Source organism: Xenorhabdus sp. PR6a (assembly GCF_028599065.1).
GTDB classification, from domain to species: domain Bacteria; phylum Pseudomonadota; class Gammaproteobacteria; order Enterobacterales; family Enterobacteriaceae; genus Xenorhabdus; species Xenorhabdus doucetiae.
The window spans coordinates 1-1,050 of sequence record NZ_JAQRFJ010000172.1 but is presented as its reverse complement, the minus strand read 5'-3'; the positions used below and the strand labels follow the sequence as shown (position 1 = coordinate 1,050).

Below are 1,050 nucleotides of genomic sequence, written 5' to 3'. Positions count from 1 at the left end.
TGCTGATCCCTGACAGTGACGAGACGAACAGCCTCAAACAGCAATACCAGCGCCAGCGGGCGCAAATCAGTGAAATTAAGCTGCGGATGCGGGAGCTGATTGGGGACTACAAAAGCCGCTAAGGGCAGGGTGTGAGCCGCTCTTAACAGAACAAAGCCGGAAGATCACGGAGATCTTTCCGGCTTTTCTGATTAAACATCAAATAATATCATTTAAATACCAAATCAATTTTTATGATAAAAATGACAGTTATCTTCTGTTAAATAGATTACATACTTAGGTTTTTCATTGAAGATAGGTGCTATCAATAAAGTCCTTAGATCACCAAGTTCAGCAGATTTATACAAAAAAGAAATTAGATTCTCTTTTTCACTAGCTACGACTTTCCCTTTTAAAATAGCCTTATTACCTTTGTATGTGACTAAATTATGTGCAACATAGTACGATTCTTCACATAAGATATCCTTCAAACTATCTAAAGAAGATGATTCATATAATGTTTCGTTCATGACAAATTCAAACATTTTAAAGAATATATCTTCATGATCTTTATTTGGCGGTATTTCTTTTTTTACCAATAAGTTGAAATAATATTCATTTTTCATCATTAATTCGGTATGTCATAGAAGATATGACCATCCGTTCCATTGTTATACCATTTGATATGTGGTGTATCACCAAATCCACCTTCTGGTCTCTGATGCTGTTCGTACCCTTTAGGATATTTTTCAACACCATCTGCACGAGCACTTTGAGTATGGGCTTTACGACGGTTCATGTTACCAATAGATTCTTTCAAAAATGCTTTTGCATCAGAGCTAGTTTGCACTTTTACTTGGAATTTTTCGCCATTAACCATAGATTGCTGTAAATCTTTAACTGCTTGTTTCCATTCCCTAGAATCCCTTACTAATGGCTTCATTTCTGAAGATTTCATCGTAAGTTTTCCTTTATATGCAGCCTTACCACAATCTTTGCCTGCCAGACCGTAAGGATCAACCCAAGACAACGGATTATGCACATACCCATAAGGATTCACTCCCCCCGCTA

2 protein-coding genes are annotated in these 1,050 nt (G+C 37.0%); both read right to left on the bottom strand.

The window, feature by feature from the left end; all coding sequences use genetic code 11:
- Positions 1-224: 224 nt before the first annotated feature.
- Positions 225-608 (bottom strand): hypothetical protein, encoded by a 384-nt coding sequence (locus PSI15_RS18120; protein WP_273584740.1) that lies wholly within the window; start codon positions 606-608, stop codon positions 225-227.
- Positions 608-1,050 (bottom strand): hypothetical protein (locus PSI15_RS18115; RefSeq protein ID WP_273584738.1); only part of this gene is annotated, 443 nt, incomplete at its 5' end. The genes PSI15_RS18115 and PSI15_RS18120, both read right to left, overlap by 1 nt.